The following is an 18,069-nucleotide window of genomic DNA, read 5'->3' as shown; positions in this document are numbered from 1 at the left end:
AAAAAACGTAAAAGCCGTACTGGTTAAAAATCCTAACTATTGGGATAAAAAGCCGTACAGGATAGAAACTCTTATTTGGCAAGTTATACCGGACGGTGATGCCCGTAAATTGGCTTTGCAAGCGGGACAGGTAGATGTTATCGGTATTACGGAACATTATGCAGGCACTATTCCTCTGGCGGTAAGCTATGAGCTCAGTAAGTCAAAAGAATTTACAAAATTATTGCAAGACCCTAAATCGTATACTATAGTGTTCGGAATAGGTTTAAATTATAAAAAAGACTTTTTAAAAGATAAAGCATTACGTCATGCCTTGCAGTATGTTATCAATAAAGAAGCCTTTACAAAGGAACTCTTTTTCGGACAAGCGGATTCTTGCGGTTATCTTTTTAATCCTGCCTTTGATGACGGCCCTAAAAACAAAAAGCCCTTTGTATATGACCTTGAAAAGGCAAAAAGTATATTGACAAAGGCGGGATATACTTGGAACAACGGAGCTTTAACAAAGGACGGTAAAAAAATTACTCTAACCTATGTTTCGACAACGAAGCCGCAACAAAAAGATATTGCCATTTTTGTGCAAAATACTTTAAAAGAAATAGGCATTGAAGTAAATATCGAAGCGGTAAATCCTCCCATTGCCGTTGAAAAACTGAAAAAAGGAGAATGGGATATGAGCTTTTCTCTCTCGTTATTTGAGCCTTTAATAACTTCGTTGGACTTCGGAGGTCTTAATGCCGACTACAACGAATTCGGTATAGGATTCGGTATTAACTCCGATGCTGTTAAGGCCGGCGAAAAGATATTGAAAGCGGCGGATTTACAAACCTTTAAAACGGCAGCTGCCGAATACTGGGACATTCAATGGGAAGAGAATCTCTTTATTCCGGTTTATACGCAAACACGCAGGGCATTTTATAAAAAAGAGTTAAGCGGTTTTAAATTTTCAAAAAGTGCGTATAAAATAGATTTATCAGACGTCAAATGGGATAAATAGCAGTGAGGCGGCTTTTACTGAAAAAGTTGGTTACTATTATCCCATACTTATTGGTAATTACGGCCCTTTCTTTCTCCGTGATGTACTTTGCACCCGGAGAAAGTACGGCTATGATTATATTAAAACACAAGGTATCCGGTGTATTTATAAGCGAAGCGCAAGCGGAACAGTATGCCGCCGAACAGAATTTAAGCCTTCCTTTTAAGGACGCCTATTTAAATTGGTTAAAAGGAATTATCCGAGGAGATTTCGGAAAAAGTCTTATCACAGGGGACAGTGTTGTAAACGAAATTACAACAAGTTTTTCAAAAACCCTTTTACTCAGCTTTATCGCATTGTTTACGGAGCTTTGTCTCAGTTTTCCGTGCGGTATGTATACTGCATGGAAAAACAAGCCCGTCCTCAATAAGCTCACTGAAGTTTGGGGAATATGTTCGATGAGTATTCCTTTCTTTTGGCTTGCATTACTTGTTGTATGGGTATGTACTGCAAAACTGAAGCTGCATTTTGTAGTAGGTTACCATGGAATGAACAGCTTACTAATCCCCGGTGTTTTACTAGGCATAATGGGGTCGGGATATTTTATACAGATAGTAAAGAGTAAGACCGCATTGATATTGCAGGAAGGCTATATAGAATTGGCCAAAGCTCAAGGCTTATCCTCACAAAAAATTCTATTCGGACATGTGTTAAAAAATATTTCCGCACCCTGTGTTGCCGTTTTGGCAATCAATGTAATCGCACTTTTAGGAGGCTCCGTATTGATAGAAAGAATATTTTCGATACCCGGCTTCGGCCTCTTAATGCTTAATGCCTCGAACAATAAAGACTATATTCTGCTGTCGGGAGGAATGTTATTTTCAGCCACAATAGTACTTGTGATAAATCTTCTTGCGGATATTTATTATTTAAAGATGGATAAGAGAGCATGCCATGAACTATATGCACAATAAAAAATTTCTATATCGGTTATCTCTGTCTATTTTAATCTTAGTTATCATGGGTATTTTAACTTTGAAGTTTGACCCGAATGCATACAACCCGGAGATACAATTTCAAAGCCCCTCATTGCAGCACATTTTCGGAACGGACCAATTCGGACGTGATGTTTTTTTAAGGAGTGTGCAAGGTTTTATCTCCGTTTTCTTTTTAGCGTCGGCTATTTTTGTCATTTCATTTATACTTGCTCTTTATATCGGCACCGCCGCGGCATATTACGGAGGTATTGCAGATGAAATATTTTTTCATATCAGTAATTTTTTGTTATGCTTTCCCATAATGACAGCTCTTGTTATTTTAGCCGCCGTCTTCGGTGCAAAGACCGAAACAATGGTAATAATGATGATTGTTTTAAGTTCTTTTTCATTGACCCGATTGATACGGGCGGAAATTATTGTATTTAAAAATAACGATTTTATTTTAAATTTAAAAATACTCGGTTCAAGCAATAGTCGTATTATATTTTGTCATTTAATACCGCAAAGTTTTAAGCTGATGTTGCCGCAAACCGGTATGATTTTAGGAAATATTATCTTATCCATATCGGCATATTCGTTTTTAGGTTTCGGAGTAAAGCCTCCCCATGCAGATATAGGGCTTATAATGCAGGAATCCATACGCTATATGAATATTGCACCATGGACGGTGTTATGTCCCGGGTTACTGCAATTCAGTATCATTTTTTGGTTTACACAATTGTCCGAGTCTATAAAATATGCCGGAGAAAAAAGGAGGGCAAAACATCTTGTTTTGTAAATTAAAAAAATGGAATATATAACAGTTAAAAATGTCTTTGTAAGATTTTCCGCACAAACCGAACCCATATTAAAGGATTTAAACTTTACTATCCAAAAAGGAGAAATTTTTTGTATCACCGGTGAAACGGGTTCAGGCAAATCTCTTACCGAGCATACTATAAGCGGTTTATTACCGGTTGATGCTCATATTTCAGGCACGGTAACATGGAAGGGGGAAAATTTTTATGCACTTAAAGAGGCGGAAAAGCGGTCTATCCGTAAAAATGAAATGGGTTTTGTTTTACAAAATTCAGCCTCCGCTCTGAATCCTCTTCTTACCTGCAAGCAGCAGCTTCTTCTCGCATGGAAAACTAAGCAGGTAAGCGATAAAAACCTGTGTGCTCTTTTAAAAGAAGTAAGATTGGAACCTCCTCAAAAAATTCTTAAACTCTATCCCTTTCAATTATCGGGCGGAATGAAACAAAGATTTTTAATTGCCATGGGAATTATAGGTTCTCCTGGAATCATTTTTCTTGACGAGCCTACTAAGGGCCTTGACGATGCATTACGCAAGGACACGATTGCGCTTATCCAAAATATCCATAAAACAAAAAAATTGACGATTGTATTGGTAACTCACGATTTGGAATTGGCGGAGGAAATTTCAGATACGCTTATTGTAATGCATGGAGGTTTTATTTATGAAATGGGGAAGACAAAAGAACTTTTTAATAATCCCCTTCATCCTTATTTTAAAAATCTGTTGGCCTCCCTTCCTTCTCACGGAATGAAGGCCTTTGACGGTTTTTCTCTATTGAATCAAAACCTGAGGGAAATAGAAACTGCCGAAGTCAACCGGTCAAAAATGATAAAAATAGATGATAATCACTTTGTGAGGGTTTGTGAATGTTAAAGGTTGAAAATATATCTTACCGTTATAATAAAAAATTAAAACCGGTAATCGAAGATATGAGTTTTGAATTACGCGAAAACGAAATTCTCGGTATCACAGGAAAAAGCGGTTCGGGTAAGAGCACGGTAGCACTGTGTATTTTAGGTTTCTTAAAACCGGAAAGCGGGACTATTTTGTTTAATAATACGTCCATTCAAATTTTAAAACAAAATAAAAAACTGCATACCTGTATTCAATTGGTAATGCAAAATCCTGAAACTTCTTTTGACCCCAACAAAACGCTATCGTACAGTTTAAATGAAATAAGAAATTTTATGCCGATAACACATGAAAAAAAATTATTTGAAAAAAAAATTCTTGAAAATATGAATGAGCTTCAATTGGCTACCAATCTCCTTAAACGTTATCCTGAAGAAGTTTCAGGCGGACAGCTGCAACGTTTTTCAATATTAAGGACCCTTTTGTTGGAACCTTCGATAATTATCTTCGATGAGTCTACCTCAATGCTTGATACAAGCGTACAGGCAAAAATAATTCGGCTTTTATTGAAAATAAAAGAAAAAAATCATCAGGCCTATATTTTTATAAGTCACGACTTGAAAATGCTTTCATTAATTACGGATAAACTTATTTATTTATAATTTATATTTCTTACGCTTCAATATATATACGCCCATTGTCTAAAAAAATGCTTTACCTCTACAGACATACACCGTTTCTTTTTCCGTTATTTTATCATATACAAATAATTTATTATTTTTGAGCTTTATAACATAAACTTTATTTTCTATGTTTCCTTCTTTATTTAGCTCATAAGAGTATACTCCTAACAGCCCCGCTTAGGGAGTGATCAAATATATATTCATTTAGTGTTTCCAAATATGATGCAGTCCACATAGTTTCAATTACGAGAAATTTAGAATCGGAAAGAAATATAAATTCCCGGGTAAATACAATATACGATTTGGAATAATCTAAATTCGGGAAAGGATTTTCTTGTATCCAATAAGTTACTGCTAAAGACATTATATTATCAATTCTAAAATTTCCATTGCCATATTTATATTTATCTATAGGAAAACCGCAGGAGCCTGTTGATGCATTATCCGAAAATACATATGTGAAGAGAAATAATGCAAAAAAATAAACAAATATACCTTTTTATCATAAGCCGGTATCCTCCAAAGTGTTATTTATATATTCATTTGCGGCAATATCAGCATTTTTCATAGCTTCACTGTTTGATAAGCCTTCCGAAATGCATTCTTGGTATTTATTATTATATATATCCAAAGGCGTATTTAATATCTTATCTACAAGTCCATTTTTATAAGTACCATCAGGATACTTTTGTTTTCCAAGCTCTTGAAGTTTTGAATATAATTTTGTTTCTTGTTTTACATAATTATTATATTCTTTAGAATTCTTTTCATATCCTATCTATTCTGCATTTTTTCCGGCTTCATCAGGAATATAATCGGCAGCTTGTTCTTTATCAAATACTATAGCATCTTCCAAAGCAGTGTTTTTAGGTATATCATATATTTTCTGATAAAGTTGACTAGCCTTATTTATTGCACTTAATTTTTTTTGATATTTCTCAATAAAAAAACTAAAAGCATCATTTAATTTAGTGTTTGCAAAATAAGATGCAATAAAATTTCCATCCGGATCAATATATTTCACCGGATTATTCCCCGCGTAGTGGTATACATGCAAGTTTACAACATTAAACACACCACCCATTCCGGGTAAATTTTCATTATGCTTTTTAGCTTCATCGTTTACCGGTGCTTGCGGTATATAGTCGCTTAGCGACGGGTCGCCGCTCAACCACCTACTATACTTCGGGTCAAGGTACCTAGCCCCATAATAATACAGTCCCGTCTCTTCGTCAAGCTCTTTCCCTGTAAACCTGAACGGTAACTTATCTATTCCCGGTGCAGTCTCTTCTATCAGCCCTACGGGCTGCTTTGCAAGGAAATTATTATACGTCGTCAAAAACAGCTTTGCTGTTTTTGACTTGTAAGTCCATAGTTCCCCGTAAGGTGTATATTCAATGTATTCGTATTGCTTACCGCGCCAGTCCGTTACGAATTGTGCGCTTCCTAAATGGTCACTATGGTAGTAGTAACGTTTTTCCTTAATAACACAGCTTCAATGTATTCCCAGTATTATATCTCCCCTCTATTCTTAATAAAATATCGGCACAATGCTATAATAGCGACTAATATCTCTATTAAAAATAAAGTTCCAAACATCAGAAATATTGAAACATATACACCTTTTGTCCTTATAGGTACATCTAATTTTAAATTTAAAGTAATATTAACTACAAATGTTATTACTTTATCAGATTTTCCGAAGATATATAGTAGCAGTAAATAACTTATAACTACCAGCCCATTTATTTTATCATGAAATTCAAAAATAATATCAAATATTTTTTTCATTTTAATATCCTAGTCCTTTATGTATTTATTAAGTATATTATTAATACCTTCATCGCGAATTGTAGCTCCAATATCTCTTAACATCTCTCTTTGAATATTTGTTTTATATAAATATCCATCAGGAACAGTTAGTATTTGTTTTACTTGTTTCTCTGTAAATTCTAATGGAGTTTGTATAACTCCGGATATAGCACCAGCAGCTCCATTTACCCTCCGGTACATTACAAATTGTGCACTTCCAAGACGGTCACTGCGGTAATACCAGCATTTTTCCGCAAAAACGATTTCCGCCTCAATTGCTGTCCGAGGAATGAGATAGTGAGGTTGTAAATAAATGCAAAATTTTGTTTTCACTAAAAATTACTTCTATTCTCATTTATAACATAAAAGAATACGAATATCTCCATTAACCGACATAAATAGTTCATAATTTATATCATTCAATATTTTATCCAAATTATAATTAGTAATAAAATCTTCATCATACATTCGAGAAAAAATACTATAATTATATATTTTATCTTTTGCAAAAGTATTTAATATAACATAAGGTGGAGCAGAATTTCGTTTACCTAATATCCACTCATTTTCAACTTGCACTAATAAAATAAATTTCTTTTTGTATTGCGACTTTTCGATGTGTACTTTCCATACTTTTGCTAAGTATAATGCTGAATAGATACTAAATCCAATTCTTTCTTTCTTATTGCCTATTTTAAGAGAAATGTCAGCTATACTGTAACATATATGTCGCTGAAAATCAAATTCCATATCCTTACCATTTATATCAAACAATTGAATCATATTATTTTTTATTAAATTGGTAATAAAATATTCTCCTTCCGTCATTTATTCACTCTCCAAAGGTTTATTGTTTTCTTTTGGGATATAATTTTTACTCACCCAGAAATTCTTTTGTAAATTAAATCGGTTTTTATATTAAATAATACTTATTCCATCCATCTAGCACACACATTTTATCTATACCTTATCTCTCCTAACGGAAATAAGTTTAAATTAGTATTAATTATTTTATTCATAACAATCTTTCGGTAAAAGAACAGTATATACAGCATCGTGACTTCCCGCCCCAAATGTATAAGACATATTTGGACTTGATATTATAAAAACAACACCATTATCATACTTTTCAAAATATCCCACATCTTTATTTTTACCTAATTTTAATATTTCCACCTCAGTATTTTTTAAAAAATTATATTTTTTTATTGATTTATTTTTTTGGTCCCAATATATAATATTTTCATCATCATATAAAATGTAGTATGCAGATTGCATTCTATCAAATAACGATATATTTTGCCTTGCTAATTTTAATTCAGAAAATGTTGTTATTTTTTTCATCATATCATTGTATATATATCCTTCACTACAATTATAATCATATATAAAAATAATATTATTATTTATCATTATATTATAATTGAGTATGGAATCGTTTAATTCCTTTTTAAATTCAGCAATGACAAATTCTTCATCAGTTCCGATATTTTTCTTAATTAAAACAAAATTATCATTGACAAAATAAACAAAACAATTAATTTTATCAACTGCAAAGTTAGATAGCACATTCTTTTTCCAATAAATATCTCCGTTATTCTTATTTATTGAATATAAATAATGCTTATTATATGCACAATACGGATAATGAGTATAAAATAATATCATATCGTCGATAATAACAAGCGGTAAATGTATATTTAAATATTCCGACTTATATTTCATCGATTGTCCAGTATCGGAAAGTTTGAAAATAATAGACCACTTCAAAGAAAGTAAATCTATTCTTATAATTAAAACATCATCCGATATTCCATTTCTATCAATTCCGACATCATTCACACCTATTACTGCATAAAGAGAATTTCCTTCTTTAATCGTATAATACACATATCCCGTTATCCCCAATTTTTTCAATACTTTTCCCGAAAAAACATTTACGATACATATATTAGAGTTTTTTTCTTCCAATTCCCGATAGCTTAATGACATTAAAATATTTCCATCAAACGAATTATACATATAATTGACCGTTCGCAGTCTATCATATGCAAGTTTATCAGATGGGAATTCCCATAATTTTTCTTTTCCAATTAAATCATAACAGGTTATAATATTTGCATTTGCTCCGTAACATTGCAATGTTTTTGTCGTCTTATCTACATAATAATAACTATCTAAGTGCATATTTGTAAATTGAATAATATGTTCATCGGAAATTCTGCATGAAGACAAAAACATCAGAATAACCGGAATATATATACTTTTCTTTAACATCTCTTAATCTCCCATACTATATAGGTTCAAGTCTATGAAACAAATCAAAATCTTGATGTGTGTCAATCTTATCCAGTATATCATAACTACCAAATGGAGCATTATGTGTATTATTTTTTGCAAAACCGCTCATACCTCCTCCTATCGTCAAAATTGCTTCTTAAGGGCCGGTGCAAGCGCCTTGCCCTTAAGAATCCTGAAGCTTCCTTATAGCTTTTATTATTGCACAAAATATAAAAGTAAACAAGTATCGGCACCGCGCTTGCTTCTCGCTTGCTGCACCGATATCGCTGTCCGAAAGGTAAGACAGTTAGGCGGTGAATAAATATAATTAATTTGCATAATATAATTCATTTCATAAATTTATTTTAAAAAATACTAAAACCTTTACTATTTTTTAAAATCATCATGGTGTTACAATAGAACCGAGAAAACATCGAACAGAATAATTGGATAGCTGCTTATCTTCCTGTTCCACTAATAAAACTAAATCAACATAATCACCTGAAATTTTAAATACATCTCTACAAAAAGCAGCGATTTTAATGTTTGAGAGGTCTTTATCAGAAAACACAATATGCTCCAAGGCTGTGATTTCTTTAAGCATAATTAGATTACTCTTTTCATCAAAAACCATTAGTTTTAAAATCCCATTATATTTAAAATCTGCAGGTAGATTTTCTTCTAAAACATTAAAACCAATATCCCAAATAGAATTATCATATTCATTTTTATTTAACCTAATACTCTCTGATGAACCTTTTACATCTAATTTTATAGAATCAAAATATACGGTATTTATATTAGTGTTATAGAATATAAGTTTTTCATTTTTACTAATATCAAGTATTAGCGTAACAAAAACTATAAAAATAATGCAAAAAAATACTACATATCTTTTCATTAATTAAACATCTCCTTTTCTTTAAGTTTTAATTCTTTTTTATTTTCTCTTACTCTTCTTTAGGTAAAGATTTAAAGATTTTATCGTATTCAGCTTTTACGGCGCCTATCCAATCTTGACAATTGAATTTGTCACCGCTACTTATTATTGCAGAATCAAGCTCTTTATAACCTGTTTTTTTTAGAATTTTATTTAGCTGTTTTCCGAGTTTTCTCCTAACAAGAGAATATAACAATCCTTTCACTGTTATATTTTTAACCGCTTTTCGCATTATAGTATCATCATACAATCTTTTTTCCAACTCATAACCATCATCATTTTTTCAGGAAAAGTCCCATTCCAAGATATATAATATTCCTAATAGTCTAAAAATTTATTATAACACTATAACTTAATAATATTCTATTTCTCTTAATATGGTATATGATACTTCTTCATCATCGTTAACATACACATCAGCTTCAAGCCAATTTTCATAACTATCATGTTTTGTAAATACATAACACTCAATATAATTCGGATTTCCAAAATCAAAGACAGCACCAAGTATTCTATCATTGTCGTCATATTCAATATTCGAACATGACCAGCCTCTATATTCATTAGGTTTTATTTCTTGCAACAAACCTTTTTCATTAAAATAAAATAAAAAGGTTGAATCTAAGTCCGGAATATTTACAGCTTCTCCGATTTTCATTTTTTCTATAAGCTTATCCAATGAAGAGTATTTATATACAAGCTTATTTTCTTCAACCAGTTTTTTATCTTTAGAATCATGGTCGTATATTGAACATAGCAATCTATCTTCTACACCGTCAATCTCTATATATTCGTACAATCTATATCCACGGCTTTTTTTTGATTCCAATTCTTTATAAAAATTTTCTGTAAAGGGCGGTATATCAACATTCAATGTTGAATAATTAGTGCGGATTATACGGTTTTTTTTATCATATTCATTAATAATCCAAGGATAAATATTTATATACGGCACATCTTCCAGTTCTATCAAAACCTGTCCGTTTTCATTAAACAGCTTTGCAATCTTTAATTCCATCTTACCTACATCATCAAGAGTATATACCCGCCCCCAATTATCGCCATCTGCCGGTAGTGATTCTATTTGCCTTTCTATCCCTTTTCTTGCCTATTTTTTTCGAGAAATCAAACTTTTATATTTAGGACCGTTTTTAAGATAATCAGACTCGGTGGGAAATAAAGAAGTAGTACCTTCTAAAGACAATGTAAGATCATAATCAGGTTGTCTGAGCTTGTTTGAGCTTTTTTCATCGACTTCAAGAGAGTCTTGATTATTTTTATCGCTCATTCCAAGAATACCGGAATCCGGTTTTTCTTTTACAAGTTCTTTAGAATCGATATTAGATTTCTCATCATTACAAGAAAACAATATTAACAAAGTAAACCAAAATAAGATAATTTTTTTCATCATGTAATACCTCTCTCTAAATAAAATTACATACATCATTTTCAAGACTATCTATAAAAATATAGTTTTTAGTACCTATTACTCCTCAATTTCATTATTATTGTTTCACTAAAAAAAATACAATAATTAATGCAACTAGAGGAAATAAAATACATGATAATATTGCTGTTATTTTATAAGCAAATCCCAAATCACCATTTTCTGCACGTTTCTTTTGTATACTTGATATAATACACATTCCTAAAAACCAAATTATTCCTACAATAAATATTATTAAAATTTTTATAGAACCATAATGATAATCCATATTACCATAATATATCCTTTTACCTAAAATTATCGTAAAAATAATTAATATTATTGAAGGCTGTATTGTATACCTAAAAATATGGAACCATGTATCAACTGCCGGACTATCAAATATAATATTTTTCATTTTTTTGTTCAATCTTCCTAACCATGAAGCAATTACATATAACAATAAAAGAATATACAATATAACCCAATAAAGTCCGGGCAAGACCGACAAAATTGTAAAAAAATTATCTATATTCCTTGGAATTTATTTTTCCTCAAAATTTTTATTTTTTTCACGCCATTGCTTATATTCTTCATAAGAAGTTTTTATAGTATCAGCACTTATTCCAAGCATAGACATAGCTTTAAAAAAAGTACCTAACTCCTTATTTCTAATTCCGGATAAAATCATACCGACGACCATACTTCTGGGAATAAGTTTTGCACGTTTGAAAGCTGATTCCGCATATTCAAAATAATGACTTCCGGCTTTGCCTAAAGCCATACCAAAGACTTTAAGGATACCTATACCTATGGTGTATCTAGAACCCTTCCATCAGGGTCAATATACTTAATCGGATTATTCCCTGCATAGTGGTACACGTGCAAGTTTACAGTGTTGTATATGCCACCCATTCCAGGTAAATTCTCGTTGTGCTTTTTGGCCTCATCGTCTATCGGAGCTTTAGGTATGTAATCATTCAGTGCAGGGTCACCTGACAGCCACCTACTGTATTTCGGGTCTAAGTACCTAGCTCCATAATAATACAGTCCCGAGTCCTCTTTTGAAACGGCGGACAATTACTGCGTCGCACGGCAAAAAAGTGTCCTCAACGTATACCAGATATGCCTGCGGTTAAGTTTTCTCTCTCCCCGCCATAGATGGAGGCGGTTTTAGCCTTGAGAGTTTTGCGTAAGCAAAACTCTGAGATGAAAAAGGTACAAGGCTGAACCTTTTTCATCGGCCTATTTTCAAAAGTCCTGTCAGTGGGGTTGTTTAGTAAATTTAAAAATTTACCCCACAATGTTTTGCCGAATGGCAAAACTCGAAGCTACGCCTATCGGCTTGCTGCACCAATACCGCTTGCAATCTTTTTGCTGCTCGGGGCTTTTTCAAGCGGTGTTTTTACGCAAGCGTTTACGCTGCCGCTCCAAAAACCGCATTTGCTTAAGCACACCGCAAAAAGGATTAGGCTGGAAGTTCGGCTTTGCCTCACTGCATGTACCGTTTCAATCGCTGTCCGAAATAAGAGATAGTTTGGGTGTGAATAAATGTAAAGTTCTGTTTTCATAATATTGTATTATCTAACATCAGATATTCGTAATTTCGTACTAAATTTTAATTTTATATGCAACTCATTATTTATTTTATCACAAATAAAATATTCATATTTTCCGTAATGGTATCCAAATCCAAATAAAAATTTTGCAAACAGGTTAATTTTTATAGTTTCTATGCCGATTATATATTTATCTTTAACGGGAGCAATAAATATATATCTTTGATTCTTTCTCAAGGTTTTTATATTTTTCTTATCCCAAATACGTATAGGCTCTGATACTCCACTTATACCGCCATTTTTTACCTGTAATTTGTATAAATTATAATCACGGTTTAAATACACCGTATCAAAATTACTATTGCTGGCTGCCATTAAAAAATTTCCTTTTGATGAATATAATATTTCATCAGAATCAACTGAAATAATTTGACATACTTCGTTAACCTCCTCATACTTATGCGGTAATGAATGATAATTAGCATATAAAAATTTATTTTTTTCATCATACCATATTTTATAGAGCTCATACTCTTCTACAAATTTTTTTTTAAACGATTGTAATTCTTTTTTCCATAAATTTTTACCGCTATATATATCATAACAAAACAGCCCTAAAACCCCTTCATTAAACCGTTCTATAGTATAGAAAAAATCATTAGAAAAAGTTAAAACATCACCGTAAATACATGGAAAAGAACTTATTTGTTTAATTGCACTTAAATTTTTATCATAGATAAAAATACCGCCCGTCTTTATTTCATAATCTTCATAATAATATATTGCTTTATTATTGTTTAAGTATTGGATATGAAAATATAATGAAGGTTTAATATTTACTTGCCACTCCAGCTGTTCTGTTATCGTATTTGAAGACACATAAAGTTTTTTTAAATTATTTCCTTCAATATATTCAAAGTTCATATCAGTGTATTGAGCAGCAGCAGACATTATCGTAATAATTATAAAACATATCTTAAAAAATATTTTCATATAAACCTCCTTATTCGCTGTCCGAAAGAAATAGTTAAGCTGTGAATAAATGTAAAATTTTATTTTCATCGTTTTTAGTAATGTCATCATATTGCATAGCATAATAGCATTGAGTAAATTGCAGATCATATTAATACTTTAGTATTTATGAGTTTTATTATATATAATAAAAGCATTACAATATAAAGAAGTAAAAACATAAAAAAGAAAAAAATTGATACGCTATTATTATAAATAATAGTATGCCAATAGCTAACCATTCCGGTAAGCCTAACTGTAAATAATAAAAACAACTCCAATCCTAAAGTAATTAGGTGTAAAATTATTACAACCCAATTAAATTTTTCCGTCAATGCTGTTATAATTAAGGCAAATAAAAATAAAAACTTACTTATGCCAATAGCTATATCATCTTCACCCCCATTTTGATAATTAGTTGTATAGTCCAAATAATCCTTGGAGCTTTGAGATGTAATAAGAACAGAACTATCAAAAAAAAACGAAGAAACCATAACACCCACAATAGCTAATACAAATAACACTCTTTGTGTTTGACTATTTAAATTTTTCACTCTTAACAATAATTTTCTCATATTTTACCCTATAACTATTTCCTTATTTTAAATGTAACATTTTATCTGAATAAGGAATTAAAAACAGACTTCCTTCTAAAGCAACTTTTATCGCAAATTGATAATTAACATTTCTTTTAGCAACCCTATCGAGGTCTCATCATTTAATAAAGCTTCATAAATTTTTGCTTTTCCATCAGTTACATTGGAGTCTATTCCAAGTAATTCGCCGGCTAATTTAATTTGCATTTCAGCCAAACCATAACTTTTAGTACCAGGACTATCATAGTGAACTCCACCGGCATAAATTAGTGCTATCAAATTTTTTGCATCCGCAAAAATACCATGATATTTTTCTTGAAAAATAACAGAAGCAATACCCATGTGTACTATCATAATTATGTAAAAGTACACAAGTGCAGGCACCGCGCTTTCCGCTTCAATCGCTGTCCGAGTGGTGAGATGGTTAGGCGGTGAATAGTAATAACTGCTTTTCATTTTTTTTCCTTAATTGTATGAAAAATTTAAGATTAAAATAAGTAATAACTTTCATTTCTATTCCTTGCACTTCAATATATACCACTTTTTATTAAAATCATAGCTTTATATCAATAATAAGCAAAAAAGAAACTATTGGGTGTTTAGACTTTGTCCTAACAGTAATAATTTTAATTTCTTCTATATCTCATTATATGGCATGACTTCCACTGAACTGCTTTTCCTCCATTTATTTATTTTTAATTTTACCGAACATATCAAGAAAAATTATGACAAGCATAAATTCAACAAGAATAAAACATAGCCAAGCAATTACAAGATATGCAATTAATACAGCCTTATATGAAAAAATTTGCTCATCTTTGATACTTTTTATTAAACATGAATCAAGTTCCGGATGTACTAATATTTGAACTTGGTCTCCACGTTTTGGAATTTTACCCCTGATTAAAGGAGGAGATAAAGCAGCACGATATTTCTTTCCTGTTTCTGCTTTAAAACAATAAGTAGAATAAGAACCTCCTACTGACCCCCTATCAATTAAAATTGTATTTATTTCCAGATTTGCTTTTAAAATTAATTTATTTTCAAGATTAAATTCATTTAATGACGACGACAAATAAAAAATCAGCCATGGAAATAATATCACACTTATAGGTAATCCCACAAAAAAAACAGGCCATTTCTTTTTAATATAAGTTATCATTTCATCTCCATTAATTTTTCATTATATCTCTATAGAAAATCAACACTATATAGAAATCCTTCAATATAGTTACCTTCATTATATAGTTGCACAGATAAATTATAATAATCAGCGCCGAAATCAAAATTTATCGCTGGAGTTATAGCATTTTTAATTTCAGCCCAAACATTGCTACTACTTCGCCCATCCGAATCAATATATTTCACCGCTAAGTTTTCTTCAGCCGGTATTCTTATGCAAGCATTTAACTCAGCCGCTCCAAAAACCGCATTTGCTTAAACACACCGCAAAAAGGATTTGATTTAAAGTTCAGCTTTGCCTCACGGCATGCACAGCTCCAATCACTATCCGGGAGAGAAGATGTTTTTATTGTTCCAATAAATAACTAGCGTCCATTTTCTTCTATTTGTTTTAATAATTGATATGCTTCTTTACTTGCATTAAATACTGCTTTTTTTATCCAAAACAACCCCCTTATTTTACTATCTTTATCACCTTTTGCAAGAAGATATTTACCATATTCATATTGACACTTTTCATTGCCATTCTGTGCCCCTATCTGCAGCCAATACCAAGCACTTTTACTATTCTTATAGGTATAATATTCATATAAATAAAAAGGAGCATGCTTCGCACCATTCAAAGAAAGGGTTTTTAACTCTTGTAATGTTTTATCAGTGATATTATAAGATAGTAAATCATCGCCTCTTTGCGCATAGATGACAGTTGTAGGATACATATCTTTAATTTTTTCTTCAGAAAATTTACATAATTCATAAAATTCAAGAAAGCCGAAAGAATTAAATCTCATAATAGCACAATAAATATTTAACTTGGACAATTCAATATTATCATTATAAACAGCAATATATATCTTCTTTTTTTCATTTCGAATTTGGAGAATTTTTATTTCTACTCTATTTTTAAATTCAACAATTTTATCCCGTTCATAGTCAAAATGATAATCTAAAAAGTCAGTCTTTAGTCTATCTACCATATGATATGTATTTTCAAATTCATTTATATCAATAATATCGATTTCTAAACAATAAGTATTAATAAGATATAAAAATATTATACTAAAACTAAATAATTGTTTTTTCACTTTATCACTTCCTTTTATCCCTAAGTTCCGATAAAATTATTTTAACTTGATTTTTAGCACTTATTTCTCTCGGACACTCTTTATAAGATAATTTATTTTCCTCTCCAGCAATTTTATTCTATTTTTCCAAGCCAACTTTTGTTATATCAGATACATGAACCACCTATTCAGATATAATATCCACTAATGGTAAATCTTTATTATATACACAATCTAAATCTATATTAATATTAATAGTCATTACCATATCGGCAGTAGCTTGCATTTTTTTATTCACACGATTACCTTTATCATCAAGCGATTCTGTATCCGCTTCAAATACCACCGGAGCATTATTCGTAACAGTATTCACAACATATTTCCCTACATCAGCAGTAATGATTAATAAAATTTTTTAACCATTAGGTATTTTTTCAATCAGTAAATTGTCATAATGTTTTTTTAATGTAGGACTGTCATTATATAATTTATCTATATATGGATTTAATTTCAGAATCGATTTCTGCCCACACACTTTCCCTATCCGGGTCAGTATACTTCACCGGATTATTCCCTGCGTAGTGGTAAACATGCAAGTTTACCGTGTTGTATACCCCCCCCCCCTCCCCATTCCGGAAAGGTTTTCATAGTTTTATCTATTACCTATATTTTTATAATATTCATATATACTCGCAATTGGTATTACCATTAGTGTTTCTTTATTATATCCCAACAGTTTCTATAAACATTAGCATTTATTTTTACATATTTTACCTTATTCTGATGATACACTCTAAATTCAGGAAACTTTACACCCTTTATATTCGGTGAACTTTTTTGCATAAAAAAATATTGTGTCATCAAAAACTTTAAACCAGCTGATTATTTCATCATGTTCAAAAATTTTTTCGGATTTTCTTGTATTTCCATCATGGCGGAATAAAGCGTTTTTTTGTGTATAAAAAACATTACCGTCATAATCTGTATTAAATTCACCATTCAAACAGACTACATAAATCTTAAAATCATCTAATGACATGGACATAACTGCTGTTTCTAATTTATCATACAAGAAAATTTGAGTTTTATAATATATACTATTATATTTTTTTGAATATGCAATGTGAACAGGTCGAGCGTAAGGATAAGGATATTCCACAGTTGCATTACGCTTAAAAATATATTCATCTTCATCTTCTTTATTATAAGGGAATGGAGAATTTTTATATAAATCCTTGCTGGATATCTCGAATTTATAAACTTTTGTTTCGTATAACAAGACTTTAGTGTCCGTATTAAATTCATATTTGTATAAATTACCGCCGTCAAAAAAGAGAATATCACAGCCTCCTACATTTACTGCAACAGTCTTTGTATATTCTAATGGAATAACTTTAATTATTTTTTTATTTATAACATCAAGATAGCAGATACACCGGTTCCCTGATATCACAACAAAACCATTATCAGTAATAGTAATTGAATCTGCGGACAAAGTCATCTCTTTACCGTCTTCATTATATTGCCCAGCTGCAATAAATTGTTGGATAATATCTGTATCTACATCTCCTCCATTAAACCGTACATCATACCATTTCCCCTTTTTAGATATTTCAAACCACTCATTTTGTGTAGATGCAAATATATATTCCGATTTATCAAAGTCATAAATATATTCACTTGAAACCTCTTGTTGATTTTGTGGCTTAAAATTTAATTGTATTCCTGATTCAAAAAACAACCGCTGAATAAAAATCCCGACAGGAATAATAATCATAACTGATATAATAATATAAAGTATAACTATAATTTGTTTTTGTTTCATTTAACTTACCTCTTTGGAAAAACAGAATCCATCAGCATTCTTGATAATACGCCAAATTTATTTTTT

The 18,069-nt window shown here is 31.1% G+C and carries 23 protein-coding genes and 2 pseudogenes; 6 read left to right on the top strand and 19 right to left on the bottom strand.

Annotation, left to right across the window (positions count from 1 at the left end; translation table 11 throughout):
- Window positions 1–19 precede the first annotated feature (19 nt).
- From DYQ05_RS13395 to DYQ05_RS00600, 5 genes are all read left to right on the top strand, one after another.
- Window positions 20–997 carry an ABC transporter substrate-binding protein gene (locus tag DYQ05_RS13395; protein ID WP_252723539.1) on the top strand — a complete coding sequence of 326 codons (978 nt, stop codon included), beginning with the start codon at window positions 20–22 and terminating at the stop codon, window positions 995–997.
- A gap of 110 nt (window positions 998–1,107) precedes the next feature.
- Window positions 1,108–1,950: an ABC transporter permease gene (locus tag DYQ05_RS00615; protein WP_252723435.1), complete on the top strand. Its 843-nt coding sequence runs from the start codon at window positions 1,108–1,110 to the stop codon at window positions 1,948–1,950.
- A gap of 169 nt (window positions 1,951–2,119) precedes the next feature.
- A complete protein-coding gene (locus tag DYQ05_RS00610) occupies window positions 2,120–2,752 on the top strand; it encodes an ABC transporter permease (protein ID WP_252723434.1) in 633 nt (210 codons plus the stop codon).
- A 9-nt stretch (window positions 2,753–2,761) separates the two neighbouring features.
- Entirely contained in the window at window positions 2,762–3,646 is an 885-nt protein-coding gene (locus DYQ05_RS00605; RefSeq protein ID WP_206183634.1) for an ATP-binding cassette domain-containing protein, read from the top strand.
- Window positions 3,640–4,287: an ABC transporter ATP-binding protein gene (locus DYQ05_RS00600; protein ID WP_206183633.1), complete on the top strand. Its 648-nt coding sequence runs from the start codon at window positions 3,640–3,642 to the stop codon at window positions 4,285–4,287. Before DYQ05_RS00605 ends, DYQ05_RS00600 begins: the two co-directional genes overlap by 7 nt.
- A gap of 1,009 nt (window positions 4,288–5,296) precedes the next feature.
- Here DYQ05_RS00600 and DYQ05_RS14420 read toward each other — a convergent pair.
- The 12 genes and pseudogenes from DYQ05_RS14420 to DYQ05_RS00540 all read right to left on the bottom strand — a co-directional run.
- Window positions 5,297–5,791: pseudogene (locus DYQ05_RS14420) on the bottom strand (RHS repeat domain-containing protein); the annotation flags it as partial.
- Window positions 5,792–5,820: 29 nt separating this feature from the next.
- Window positions 5,821–6,099 carry a hypothetical protein gene (locus DYQ05_RS00590; RefSeq protein ID WP_024465767.1) on the bottom strand — a complete coding sequence of 93 codons (279 nt, stop codon included), beginning with the start codon at window positions 6,097–6,099 and terminating at the stop codon, window positions 5,821–5,823.
- A gap of 9 nt (window positions 6,100–6,108) precedes the next feature.
- Complete coding sequence (locus DYQ05_RS00585; protein WP_024465768.1) at window positions 6,109–6,453, bottom strand: hypothetical protein; 345 nt, start codon at window positions 6,451–6,453, stop codon at window positions 6,109–6,111.
- 18 nt (window positions 6,454–6,471) lie between these two features.
- Entirely contained in the window at window positions 6,472–6,948 is a 477-nt protein-coding gene (locus DYQ05_RS00580; protein WP_020963923.1) for a hypothetical protein, read from the bottom strand.
- Between the two features lie 183 nt (window positions 6,949–7,131).
- Window positions 7,132–8,397, bottom strand: a complete 1,266-nt coding sequence (locus DYQ05_RS00575; RefSeq protein ID WP_020963922.1) for a hypothetical protein — start codon at window positions 8,395–8,397, stop codon at window positions 7,132–7,134.
- A 406-nt stretch (window positions 8,398–8,803) separates the two neighbouring features.
- Window positions 8,804–9,301: a hypothetical protein gene (locus tag DYQ05_RS00570; protein ID WP_020963920.1), complete on the bottom strand. Its 498-nt coding sequence runs from the start codon at window positions 9,299–9,301 to the stop codon at window positions 8,804–8,806.
- 49 nt (window positions 9,302–9,350) lie between these two features.
- A complete protein-coding gene (locus DYQ05_RS00565; protein WP_144299176.1) occupies window positions 9,351–9,602 on the bottom strand; it encodes a hypothetical protein in 252 nt (83 codons plus the stop codon).
- 90 nt (window positions 9,603–9,692) lie between these two features.
- Entirely contained in the window at window positions 9,693–10,358 is a 666-nt protein-coding gene (locus tag DYQ05_RS00560; protein WP_020963918.1) for a hypothetical protein, read from the bottom strand.
- Window positions 10,359–10,448: 90 nt separating this feature from the next.
- Window positions 10,449–10,751 carry a hypothetical protein gene (locus tag DYQ05_RS00555; protein WP_020963917.1) on the bottom strand — a complete coding sequence of 101 codons (303 nt, stop codon included), beginning with the start codon at window positions 10,749–10,751 and terminating at the stop codon, window positions 10,449–10,451.
- 94 nt (window positions 10,752–10,845) lie between these two features.
- The gene (locus DYQ05_RS00550) at window positions 10,846–11,184 is read right to left on the bottom strand and encodes a hypothetical protein (protein WP_225969237.1); all 339 of its coding nucleotides are present in this window, start codon (window positions 11,182–11,184) and stop codon (window positions 10,846–10,848) included.
- A gap of 126 nt (window positions 11,185–11,310) precedes the next feature.
- A complete protein-coding gene (locus tag DYQ05_RS00545; protein ID WP_020963915.1) occupies window positions 11,311–11,550 on the bottom strand; it encodes a hypothetical protein in 240 nt (79 codons plus the stop codon).
- Window positions 11,551–11,585: 35 nt separating this feature from the next.
- Window positions 11,586–11,828, bottom strand: a pseudogene (locus tag DYQ05_RS00540) (RHS repeat-associated core domain-containing protein); the annotation flags it as partial.
- Between the two features lie 253 nt (window positions 11,829–12,081).
- On the opposite strand from DYQ05_RS00540, the gene DYQ05_RS00535 reads away from it, so the two are divergent.
- Window positions 12,082–12,339 carry a hypothetical protein gene (locus DYQ05_RS00535; protein ID WP_206183632.1) on the top strand — a complete coding sequence of 86 codons (258 nt, stop codon included), beginning with the start codon at window positions 12,082–12,084 and terminating at the stop codon, window positions 12,337–12,339.
- A gap of 7 nt (window positions 12,340–12,346) precedes the next feature.
- On the opposite strand, the gene DYQ05_RS00530 is transcribed toward DYQ05_RS00535, so the two are convergent.
- From DYQ05_RS00530 to DYQ05_RS00500, 7 genes are all read right to left on the bottom strand, one after another.
- Window positions 12,347–13,318 (bottom strand): hypothetical protein, encoded by a 972-nt coding sequence (locus DYQ05_RS00530; protein ID WP_206183631.1) that lies wholly within the window; start codon window positions 13,316–13,318, stop codon window positions 12,347–12,349.
- A gap of 125 nt (window positions 13,319–13,443) precedes the next feature.
- The gene (locus DYQ05_RS00525) at window positions 13,444–13,911 is read right to left on the bottom strand and encodes a hypothetical protein (protein WP_024468211.1); all 468 of its coding nucleotides are present in this window, start codon (window positions 13,909–13,911) and stop codon (window positions 13,444–13,446) included.
- 87 nt (window positions 13,912–13,998) lie between these two features.
- Window positions 13,999–14,388 (bottom strand): hypothetical protein, encoded by a 390-nt coding sequence (locus DYQ05_RS00520; protein ID WP_024470305.1) that lies wholly within the window; start codon window positions 14,386–14,388, stop codon window positions 13,999–14,001.
- A 229-nt stretch (window positions 14,389–14,617) separates the two neighbouring features.
- Entirely contained in the window at window positions 14,618–15,094 is a 477-nt protein-coding gene (locus tag DYQ05_RS00515; RefSeq protein WP_206183630.1) for a hypothetical protein, read from the bottom strand.
- Between the two features lie 385 nt (window positions 15,095–15,479).
- Window positions 15,480–16,199: an SEL1-like repeat protein gene (locus DYQ05_RS00510; RefSeq protein WP_020963909.1), complete on the bottom strand. Its 720-nt coding sequence runs from the start codon at window positions 16,197–16,199 to the stop codon at window positions 15,480–15,482.
- A gap of 163 nt (window positions 16,200–16,362) precedes the next feature.
- The gene (locus DYQ05_RS00505; protein WP_024470498.1) at window positions 16,363–16,551 is read right to left on the bottom strand and encodes a hypothetical protein; all 189 of its coding nucleotides are present in this window, start codon (window positions 16,549–16,551) and stop codon (window positions 16,363–16,365) included.
- Between the two features lie 426 nt (window positions 16,552–16,977).
- Window positions 16,978–18,003 (bottom strand): hypothetical protein, encoded by a 1,026-nt coding sequence (locus tag DYQ05_RS00500; RefSeq protein WP_252723431.1) that lies wholly within the window; start codon window positions 18,001–18,003, stop codon window positions 16,978–16,980.
- Window positions 18,004–18,069: the final 66 nt, after the last annotated feature.

The organism is Treponema pedis (assembly GCF_017161325.1).
Lineage (GTDB): Bacteria > Spirochaetota > Spirochaetia > Treponematales > Treponemataceae > Treponema_B > Treponema_B pedis.
This window is presented reverse-complemented; position numbering and strand designations above follow the sequence as displayed.

Excerpts from the sequence above, each read along its gene's own strand:
- DYQ05_RS00615 (WP_252723435.1), top strand. The coding sequence starts at position 1,108 with ATGATTATATTAAAACACAAGGTATCCGGTGTATTTATAAGCGAAGCG.
- DYQ05_RS00605 (WP_206183634.1), top strand. The coding sequence starts at position 2,762 with ATGGAATATATAACAGTTAAAAATGTCTTTGTAAGATTTTCCGCACAA.
- DYQ05_RS00600 (WP_206183633.1), top strand. The coding sequence starts at position 3,640 with ATGTTAAAGGTTGAAAATATATCTTACCGTTATAATAAAAAATTAAAA.
- DYQ05_RS00590 (WP_024465767.1), bottom strand. The coding sequence starts at position 6,099 with ATGAAAAAAATATTTGATATTATTTTTGAATTTCATGATAAAATAAAT.
- DYQ05_RS00580 (WP_020963923.1), bottom strand. The coding sequence starts at position 6,948 with ATGACGGAAGGAGAATATTTTATTACCAATTTAATAAAAAATAATATG.
- DYQ05_RS00575 (WP_020963922.1), bottom strand. The coding sequence starts at position 8,397 with ATGTTAAAGAAAAGTATATATATTCCGGTTATTCTGATGTTTTTGTCT.
- DYQ05_RS00570 (WP_020963920.1), bottom strand. The coding sequence starts at position 9,301 with ATGAAAAGATATGTAGTATTTTTTTGCATTATTTTTATAGTTTTTGTT.
- DYQ05_RS00560 (WP_020963918.1), bottom strand. The coding sequence starts at position 10,358 with ATGGAATTAAAGATTGCAAAGCTGTTTAATGAAAACGGACAGGTTTTG.
- DYQ05_RS00555 (WP_020963917.1), bottom strand. The coding sequence starts at position 10,751 with ATGATGAAAAAAATTATCTTATTTTGGTTTACTTTGTTAATATTGTTT.
- DYQ05_RS00550 (WP_225969237.1), bottom strand. The coding sequence starts at position 11,184 with ATGAAAAATATTATATTTGATAGTCCGGCAGTTGATACATGGTTCCAT.
- DYQ05_RS00545 (WP_020963915.1), bottom strand. The coding sequence starts at position 11,550 with ATGGCTTTAGGCAAAGCCGGAAGTCATTATTTTGAATATGCGGAATCA.
- DYQ05_RS00535 (WP_206183632.1), top strand. The coding sequence starts at position 12,082 with ATGGCAAAACTCGAAGCTACGCCTATCGGCTTGCTGCACCAATACCGC.
- DYQ05_RS00530 (WP_206183631.1), bottom strand. The coding sequence starts at position 13,318 with ATGAAAATATTTTTTAAGATATGTTTTATAATTATTACGATAATGTCT.
- DYQ05_RS00525 (WP_024468211.1), bottom strand. The coding sequence starts at position 13,911 with ATGAGAAAATTATTGTTAAGAGTGAAAAATTTAAATAGTCAAACACAA.
- DYQ05_RS00520 (WP_024470305.1), bottom strand. The coding sequence starts at position 14,388 with ATGAAAAGCAGTTATTACTATTCACCGCCTAACCATCTCACCACTCGG.
- DYQ05_RS00515 (WP_206183630.1), bottom strand. The coding sequence starts at position 15,094 with ATGATAACTTATATTAAAAAGAAATGGCCTGTTTTTTTTGTGGGATTA.
- DYQ05_RS00500 (WP_252723431.1), bottom strand. The coding sequence starts at position 18,003 with ATGAAACAAAAACAAATTATAGTTATACTTTATATTATTATATCAGTT.